The organism is Streptomyces laculatispora (assembly GCF_017353455.1).
Taxonomy (GTDB): domain Bacteria; phylum Actinomycetota; class Actinomycetes; order Streptomycetales; family Streptomycetaceae; genus Streptomyces; species Streptomyces laculatispora.
Genome location: NZ_JAFMPZ010000095.1, coordinates 1 through 7,977 on the forward strand (window position 1 = coordinate 1; position 7,977 = coordinate 7,977).

8 protein-coding genes and 1 pseudogene are annotated in these 7,977 nt (G+C 71.1%); 5 read left to right on the forward strand and 4 right to left on the reverse strand.

The window, feature by feature from the left end:
* Positions 1-300 precede the first annotated feature (300 nt).
* From J1C73_RS05490 to J1C73_RS05505, 4 genes are read left to right on the forward strand one after another with little or no spacing between them, the layout of a single operon-like run.
* Positions 301-3,180 (forward strand): sensor histidine kinase, encoded by a 2,880-nt coding sequence (locus J1C73_RS05490; RefSeq protein ID WP_207315347.1) that lies wholly within the window; start codon positions 301-303, stop codon positions 3,178-3,180.
* The gene (locus tag J1C73_RS05495; protein ID WP_207315348.1) at positions 3,177-3,620 is read left to right on the forward strand and encodes a roadblock/LC7 domain-containing protein; all 444 of its coding nucleotides are present in this window, start codon (positions 3,177-3,179) and stop codon (positions 3,618-3,620) included. Before J1C73_RS05490 ends, J1C73_RS05495 begins: the two co-directional genes overlap by 4 nt.
* A gap of 9 nt (positions 3,621-3,629) precedes the next feature.
* Entirely contained in the window at positions 3,630-4,052 is a 423-nt protein-coding gene (locus tag J1C73_RS05500; RefSeq protein ID WP_123469697.1) for a DUF742 domain-containing protein, read from the forward strand.
* Positions 4,033-4,638: a GTP-binding protein gene (locus J1C73_RS05505; RefSeq protein WP_123468209.1), complete on the forward strand. Its 606-nt coding sequence runs from the start codon at positions 4,033-4,035 to the stop codon at positions 4,636-4,638. The genes J1C73_RS05500 and J1C73_RS05505 overlap by 20 nt, the downstream gene beginning before the upstream one ends.
* Before the next feature lie 114 nt (positions 4,639-4,752).
* Here the strand turns inward: J1C73_RS05505 and J1C73_RS05510 are convergent, their stop codons facing one another.
* The 4 genes from J1C73_RS05510 to J1C73_RS05525 form a co-directional block, all read right to left on the reverse strand.
* Positions 4,753-5,943, reverse strand: coding sequence for a lipid-transfer protein (locus tag J1C73_RS05510; RefSeq protein ID WP_207315349.1), 1,191 nt, complete (start codon positions 5,941-5,943; stop codon positions 4,753-4,755).
* Positions 5,943-6,431, reverse strand: a complete 489-nt coding sequence (locus tag J1C73_RS05515) for a Zn-ribbon domain-containing OB-fold protein (RefSeq protein ID WP_207315350.1) — start codon at positions 6,429-6,431, stop codon at positions 5,943-5,945. The genes J1C73_RS05510 and J1C73_RS05515 overlap by 1 nt, the downstream gene beginning before the upstream one ends.
* 49 nt (positions 6,432-6,480) lie before the next feature.
* Entirely contained in the window at positions 6,481-6,828 is a 348-nt protein-coding gene (locus tag J1C73_RS05520) for an Mpo1-like protein (RefSeq protein WP_123468205.1), read from the reverse strand.
* Between the two features lie 117 nt (positions 6,829-6,945).
* Positions 6,946-7,752 (reverse strand): M15 family metallopeptidase, encoded by an 807-nt coding sequence (locus tag J1C73_RS05525; protein ID WP_207315351.1) that lies wholly within the window; start codon positions 7,750-7,752, stop codon positions 6,946-6,948.
* Positions 7,753-7,791: 39 nt separating this feature from the next.
* Here J1C73_RS05525 and J1C73_RS34550 point away from each other — a divergent pair.
* Positions 7,792-7,977, forward strand: a pseudogene (locus tag J1C73_RS34550) (NUDIX hydrolase); the annotation flags it as partial.

A 7,977-nucleotide genomic window follows, 5' to 3' on the forward strand; every position in this document is an offset into this window, starting at 1 on the left:
GTCCCCCTACCCCCGTACAGACAGACGAGTACCGGGCTGTGAAGATTCCCCCGAACCGTCACGGAGCGAAGAATTCCAGCCAACTGGCGCGGGGAGGAATGTGTGGCTCTGGCTGGCCTCTTCTGTCGCTTTCACGAATTTCATCTCCTGGAATACCGGGACAACTCATGGTCAACTCCCAGTAAGGCGGCCGAAAATCGTCCGGATGTCCCTTCGAGTTGTCTGTGCGTCGGTAGTAGGCTCGCGCCGTTTGTTGACGGAACACCATCACCGCCCTGCGGGGCCGAGCTGGGGGAGGCCATGCGCTTTCGCGGAAAGTCCATCCGCAGGAAGATCGTGGCGTTGCTTCTGGTGCCGCTCGTCTCCCTCACCGGACTATGGGGCTTCGCCACTTATCTGACCGGCCGCGAGGCCGGCCAGCTGATGAGCGCGAGCACGGTGGTGGAGAAGATCGGCCACCCCCTCGAGGACACCGTCCGGGTCGTCCAGAACGAGCGCCGGCAGACTCTCGTCTTCCTCGCGGACCCGCGCGCCTCCGACGCCCTGCCGGTCCTGCGCCGCCAGCGCGCCGCCACCGACCGGGTCGTGGACCAGGTCAACAGGAGCGCGCGGCAGAAGGACATCCGCGACGCGCTGCGTCCCGACGCCGAGGCCCAGCTCAGCTCGATCCTGGGCGCCGTCGAGGGCCTGCAGTCGCTGCGCGACTCCGTCGACGAGCGCACCATCGGCCGGGCCAAGGCGATGGAGTACTACAACGGCCTCATCGACCCCTGCTACCGCTTTCTGACCGGCCTCCACGTCATGGAGAACGTGTCGATGGACAAGCAGGTCCGTGCCCTGGCGGGGATCTCGCGCGCCCGTGAAATGCTCTCCCAGGAAGACGCACTCGTCGTGTCCGGGCTCCTCGCGGGACGGCTGACGGCCCCCGAACTCCGGCAGATCTCCGACCTGATCGCCAAGCGCGGGCTGCTGTACGAGATCAACCTCGAAGCGCTCCCCGCCTCGGAGCGCCGCCGTGTCCAGCAGTACTGGGCGAGCCCGGACAGCGAGCCCCTGCGCTCCGCCGAGGACAAGCTCATCGCGCAGGGGCCCACTCACGACCCCCGCGAGATGGACGCCGCACGCTGGCAGGAGGTGGCCCCGCCGGTCCTGGACCGGCTGGCCAACGACTCGACCGAGATGAACAACCGCTTCCAGGACCGAGGCAGGCCCGCTGGCTACGGCGTTCTGATCAAGGCGGGCGTCGCCGGCGTACTGGGATTCCTGGCCCTGCTCGTCTCGGTCTTCGTCTCCGTGCGCATCGGCCGCGAACTCGTCCGCGACCTCTCGCGTCTGCGCAAGGACGCCCACGAGGTCTCCGGGGTGCGCCTGCCGAGTGTGATGCGCCGTCTCGCCGCGGGCGAACACATCGACGTCGAGACCGAGTCCCCGCACCTCAACTACGAACGTGACGAGATCGGCCAGGTCGGGCAGGCCCTCAACATTCTGCAACGGGCCGCGGTCGAGGCCGCCGTCAGACAGGCCGACATGCGCCGCGGGGTGTCCGAGGTGTTCGTCAACCTCGCCCGCCGCAACCAGGTGCTGCTGCACCGCCAGCTGACGCTCCTGGACACCATGGAGCGCCGCACCGAGAACACCGAGGAACTCGCCGACCTGTTCCGTCTCGACCACCTCACCACCCGTATGCGGCGCCACGCCGAGGGCCTGGTGATCCTCTCGGGAGCCGCACCGTCACGGCAGTGGCGCAAGCCCATCCAGCTGATGGACGTGGTGCGTGCCGCGGTCGCCGAGGTGGAGGACTACGAGCGGATCGAGGTCCGCAGGCTGCCGAGGATCGGTGTGGGTGGCCCGGCCGTCGCCGACCTCACCCACCTGATCGCCGAACTCCTGGAGAACGCCACGGTGTTCTCGCCCCCGCACACCGCGGTCCAGGTGCACGGCGAACGCGTTGCCAACGGCTTCACCCTCGAAATCCACGACCGCGGGCTCGGCATGCCCCCGGAACTCCTCCTGGACGCCAACCTCCGACTCGCCGAGACACCCGAGTTCGAGCTGTCCGACACCGACCGGCTCGGCCTCTTCGTGGTCAGCCGGCTGGCCCAGCGGCAGAACGTCAGGGTGTCGCTGCAGACCTCCCCCTACGGCGGTACCACGGCGGTCGTCTTCATCCCGGCGGCGCTGCTCACCGAGGCCCCGGAGGCGCACGGCACCGGATTCCGCCTCGACCGCAGGTCCGAGAAGGCGATCGCCAGCAGCAGGCCGCGCGGCGACGCGGCGGGCAGCGGCAAGGACGGCGGCGAGGCGTTCGACCGCCCCGACGGAGGCCGTCCGCAGGGCAGCAGGCCCGCCGGACTCTCGCCGGTGCCCACCGGTCTGGCGGACCCGGCGCTGCTGGACGGGCCGGTCGAGCTCGAAGGCCCGGTCGGTCCACTGGACTTCACCCGCGACCCGGTACTCGAAGCCGTCGCCCGATCAGGGCTGGACCCGGTACTCGACGGGGTGTCCGACCTGGAGGACACCGAGAGCGAACGCGGCGGCATCTTCCGGGCCCGTGAGCTCCGGCGCGACGGCGACCGCGATCAGCACCAGCAGGCCGCCGACCAGATCGAGGACCATGACGGTGTCCGCGAACTGCGCCCGGACGGCGTCAGGCCGCTGCCCCGCCGCAAACCGCCGACCCTGGTCACCGACCGGGGCCGCCGGATCGACGAGTCGGGCCGGGCCCATCCCACGACCACCGACCCGGAGGGCGCCCGACCGGCCCCGGGACCGGTCCGGGCCGCGGACCGCGGCCGGCCCACCGGACCCCGGCAGTCCAACGGCTTCCGGAACCGCACCGAGCACGCCACGTCCCCGGCGGCCACGCCCCCGGTGCCGGCGCCCCGCCCGTCGTCGGCCGCGCGGACCCCGGCGCCCGCTCCCGAGACCGTCGGCGGGCTGCCCCGCAGGATCCGCCAGGCCAGTCTGGCCCCGCAGCTCCGCGAGGGATCCGTCGGCCGCACCGCCGAGCCGGACCCGGTGGAGGGCGTGGAGGACATCGAGCGCGACGCCGACGAGGTACGCAGCCGCATGGCGTCGCTCCAGCGCGGCTGGCAGCGCGGCCGCCTCCAGAACGCCGAGGACGTGACCGGCCCCGGTGACACAGCACAAGGAACCACTCCGGGAGGGGACGGTCCATGACCGCACCGAACGCCGCAGCACTCAACTCAGCACGCCAGGGGTCCGGCGAACTCAACTGGCTCCTCGATGAACTCGTCGAGCGCGTCGCCAGCATCCGCAAGGCGCTGGTGCTCTCCAGCGACGGCCTCCCCACCGGCGCGTCCAAGGACCTGACCAGGGAGGACGGTGAACACCTGGCGGCCGTGGCCTCCGGGTTCCACAGCCTCGCGAAGGGAGTGGGGCGGCACTTCGAGGCCGGCCGGGTCCGCCAGACCGTCGTCGAGCTCGACGAGGCGTTCCTGTTCGTCACGGCGGCCGGTGACGGCAGCTGTCTGGCCGTGCTCGCCGACTCCGACTCGGACGTCGGGCAGGTGGCGTACGAGATGACGCTGATGGTCAAACGTGTGGGCGCCCACCTGGCCAGCTCCCCCCGGACGACCGGTCAGCCCTCCGGAGGGTGAGTGGATGGCATGAGCGCCGACTCCTCCCGTTCCCCGGCCGCCCCCGGCGGTCCGCAGTCCTCGCGCTGGTACGACGCCGACGCGGGGCCGGTCGTCCGTCCGTACGCGATGACGCGGGGACGTACCAGCAGCGCGTCCCGTCATCGTCTTGACCTGATCGCGATCGTCGTCCCCGAACCCGCGGCCGACGATCCCGGCCGGGACCAGATGCTCTCCCCGGAACACGTGGAGATCGTCGAACTGTGCAGCGGCATGCCCCAGTCGATCGCCGAGCTCGCGGCCGGTCTGGACCTCCCCGTCGGGGTGGTCCGGGTGCTGGTCGGTGATCTCGTCGAGGACGAGCTGGTGCATGTGACCCGTCCCGTTCCGCCGGCCGAGCTGCCGGACGTGAACATTCTTCGCGAGGTGATCAATGGCCTTCGGGCGCTCTAGCCGCAACAGGCGGCCCGTGGAGCCCGTTACCCTGAAAATCCTGGTGGCGGGCGGCTTCGGAGTGGGCAAGACGACCATGGTGGGAGCGGTCAGTGAGATCAGGCCGCTGCGTACGGAGGAGAGGCTGACCGAGGCAGGACGTCCCGTGGACGACCTGGAGGGTGTCGAGGCGAAGACCACCACGACGGTGGCCATGGACTTCGGGCGGATCACGCTCCGCGAGGACCTGGTGCTGTACCTATTCGGCACTCCGGGGCAGGACCGGTTCTGGTTCCTCTGGGACGAACTCGCCCAGGGTGCCCTGGGGGCGGTCGTCCTCGCGGACACCCGGCGTCTGGAGGACTGCTTCGCGGCGGTCGACTACTTCGAACGCCGGTCGATCCCCTTCGCCGTCGCCGTCAACTGCTTCGAGGGCGCCGACCGGTTCCCCACCGCGACGGTGCAGGCGGCGCTGGACCTGGATCCGGAGGTACCGGTGCTCCTGTGCGACGCGCGGGACCGCTCGTCCGTACGGGACGTACTGGTGGCCGTCGTCGAACACGCGCTGGCCCGCGCGGACGCACTGCGCGAACCGGCCACGACGTAGCCCCGGCCCGGAGCCGGCGGGCTCCACCGGCAGCGAAACGCGGCACGTACCCCCCGCACACAGGGGGTACGTGCCGCGTTTCGTGCGTCCGGCAGCAGCCGCGGGCCCCGCCTGTCAGCGGACGGCGACGATCGCCGAGCCGTGGCCGAACAGCCCCTGGTTCGCGGTGATTCCGGTGCGCGCCCCCGGAATCTGGCGTTCCCCCGCCGTGCCGCGCAACTGCCAGGTCAGCTCGCATACCTGGGCGATCGCCTGCGCGGGCACGGCCTCGCCGAAGGACGCCAGCCCGCCGCTCGGGTTCACCGGGATGCGCCCGCCGAGTGCGGTCGCCCCCTGGCGGACGAGCGCCGCGCCCTCGCCCGCCGGGCACAGCCCGATGTCCTCGTACCATTCCAGCTCCAGCGCCGTGGAGAGGTCGTACACCTCGGCCAGGGAGAGGTCCGAGGGCCCGATCCCCGCCTCCTCGTACGCCGCACGGGCGATCGAGGCGCGGAAACTCCCGGCCGCCGGTTCCACGGCGACCGCCGAATCGGTGGCGATGTCCGGCAGATCGAGCACCGCCTTCGGATACGTCGGCGTCACGGTCGACACGGCCCGGATGCGGACCGGGTCCGCGGCCCCGTGGCGCCGGGCGAACTCCATGCTCGACAGCACCAGCGCCGCCGCGCCGTCGGAGGTGGCGCAGATGTCGAGCAGCCGCAGCGGATCGGCGACCACCGCGGAGGCCGCGACCTGCTCGGCGCTCACGGGCGCCCGGTAGCGGGCGTTGCGGTTCAACGCGCCGGCCGCCGCGTTCTTCACCTTGACCAGCGCGAAGTCCGCCAGGGTGTCACCGTGCAAGGCCATCCGGCGACGGGCGTAGAGGGCGAAGTACGCGGGGTTCGTCGCGCCGAGCACCCGGAACCGCAGCCAGTCCGGATCGTCGGGCCGGTCGCCGCCCGCCGGGGCGAAGAACCCCTTGGGCGCCGCGTCCGCCCCCACGACGAGCACCACATCCGCCATACCGGCCAGGATCTGCGCCCTGGCGGTGTTGACGGCCTGGGCGCCCGACGCGCAGGCCGCGTACACGCTGGTGACCCGGGCGCCCTGCCAGCCCAGCGCCTGCGCGAACGTCGCCCCGGCCACGTACCCCGGATATCCGCCGCGCACGGTGTCCGCGCCGACCACGGACTGCACGTCCGGCCAGTCGACGCCCGCGTCGGCGAGTGCGTTGCGGGCCGCCACCCTGCCGTACTCCACGAAGCTGCGCCCCCACTTGCCCCAGGGGTGCATCCCGGCCCCGAGGACCGCCACATCGCCGCTCATCACGCACCGTCCTCGGTGCCGGAGCCGGTGTCCACGGGCCGCCAGTGCCAGGTCGTCCACACCGTGCCCTCGTCCATGCCGTCGCCGGACTCCGGACCGAGCACCCCCGGCATGACCTCGACCGTCATCCCGACCGCGAGATCCGCGACGCCGACCCCCGGCGCGGCCTGCCCGAGCACCACCATCCGCTCGGCCGCCAGCTCCACGGCCACCAGCGTGTACGGCTCCCAGGGCACATCCGGGTCGGAGAGGTAGGGGGCGGGCGGCCGGTAGCGGCCGTCGGTGTACGACCAGACCGTGCCCCGCCGGGACAGCGGGACCTCGACCGGTTCGCCGCCGGTACAGCCCGGATTGCGGCAGAAGCCGTCCTGGCGGGGGAAGAAGACCGACGAGCAGAGCGGACAGCGGGTGCCCAGCAGTCGGAAGTCCTCCTCGGGACCGTCCTCGGTGAACCACCCGGCCACCACGGGTATGCGCTTGCGCGGCAAAGTTCCTCCCCAGCACTGAATCTGACGGAACGTCAGAAGTGTGCCACGGTCAGCTGTTGTCGGCGAGCCACTTGGCAGCGGTCTCCGCCAGCTCCCGGTCGCGGCCGGCCAGCATCATCCGGATCATCCGGACATCGCCGCGCAGCGACCAGGCCGGATGGCCGAAGGAGGCCGGGTTGTTCCCCTCGATCAGGAAATGGGCGGGCCAGGCGGTCCCGTACCCGATCAGCGGCAGCGCCGCCGCATACCGCTTGCGGCCGCGCGCCAGGCCGTAGGTGGTGATCGCGAGGCCGGTCAGGGTGCCGGTCAGATGGACCCAGCGGGTCGCGGCCCTGGAATGCATCGCGACGTAATAGGGCCAGAATTCCTCGTACGAATCGAACGTCTGCTGTGGCATACGGGCACCGTAATGGCTGGAACGGCAACCGGATACGGCCGATCCGCGTCCGAGAGGAAGAACGGGTGGCCGGTACCCACGGGGGTGGTCCCAGTCACCCGTTCCGCTCCCGCGGTGTCAGTGACCGGCGACTGACCCGCGGGCCACCGGGAAGTCGAAATAGGTGTCGGGGAACAGCTCCGGCGTGAAGGTGTAGTGCCACCACTCCTCGGCCAGATTGACGAACCCGGCGTCGGTGAGCGTCTTCTTCAGGAACTGCCGGTTGGTGCGCTGCACTCCCTGGATCCGCGGATCGTCCGTGTGCGACAGCGTGTCGAAGCAGTCGAACCCGGTGCCCATGTCGATCGAGTTGTCCGGAAATCGCTCGGCCTGCGGCGCGTAGCAGGGCACCAGCTCCTGACCCGGCAGGTACGGCGGGGCCGGCCGGGCCGGCAGCCTCACCAGCGTCAGGTCCACGGTGCTGCCCCGGCTGTGCCCGGACTTCTCCGCGATGTAACCGTCGGCGAACAGCCGGGTCTTGTCGACCCGCGGGTAGAACTCGCCCTTCATGGTCTCGTCGTCGAGATCCTTCGCCCACCGTACGAAGTGGTCGACCGCCCGCTGGGGCCGGTAGCAGTCGTACACCTTCAGTGAGTAGCCCTGACGCAGCAGCCGAAGCTGGGCCCGGTGCAGGGCCTGGGCGGCGGGCCGGGTCAGGATGCAGAGGGACTCGCGGTAACCGTCCACCGGTTCGCCCATGAAGTCGTGCCGGGTGGGATAACGCATCTCCTGAATGATCGTGGGATCCACCGCACGCAGCGCGACGAACCCGGCGGGAGCCCTGGGCTCGGGCTTCGCCTGCGCCACCGGGGCGGCGGCGGTGACGGCGAGCAGGGTGGCGGCAGCGGCTGCCAGGACACGGAGAGCGGAAGCAAATCCTGTCATGAGCACATCTTCCATCAGTCCGGCGGTGCCGGGCAGGAGATCGGATACAGTCCGCGCGTGTCCGCGACGACGAGTAGACCGGAGAAGCCCGTGAAGGACTCCCACTGCGGCAGCTGCGGAGCCCCGTACACCGCCCTCGCGTCCCCGGACGCCTGGCCCCGCACCTGCACCGTCTGCGGCGCCACCGCTTACCGCAACCCGCTGCCGGTCGCCGTCGCCCTGCTC

Excerpts from the sequence above, each read along its gene's own strand:
- J1C73_RS05490 (WP_207315347.1), top strand. The coding sequence starts at position 301 with ATGCGCTTTCGCGGAAAGTCCATCCGCAGGAAGATCGTGGCGTTGCTT.
- J1C73_RS05495 (WP_207315348.1), top strand. The coding sequence starts at position 3,177 with ATGACCGCACCGAACGCCGCAGCACTCAACTCAGCACGCCAGGGGTCC.
- J1C73_RS05500 (WP_123469697.1), top strand. The coding sequence starts at position 3,630 with ATGAGCGCCGACTCCTCCCGTTCCCCGGCCGCCCCCGGCGGTCCGCAG.
- J1C73_RS05505 (WP_123468209.1), top strand. The coding sequence starts at position 4,033 with ATGGCCTTCGGGCGCTCTAGCCGCAACAGGCGGCCCGTGGAGCCCGTT.
- J1C73_RS05510 (WP_207315349.1), bottom strand. The coding sequence starts at position 5,943 with ATGAGCGGCGATGTGGCGGTCCTCGGGGCCGGGATGCACCCCTGGGGC.
- J1C73_RS05520 (WP_123468205.1), bottom strand. The coding sequence starts at position 6,828 with ATGCCACAGCAGACGTTCGATTCGTACGAGGAATTCTGGCCCTATTAC.
- J1C73_RS05525 (WP_207315351.1), bottom strand. The coding sequence starts at position 7,752 with ATGACAGGATTTGCTTCCGCTCTCCGTGTCCTGGCAGCCGCTGCCGCC.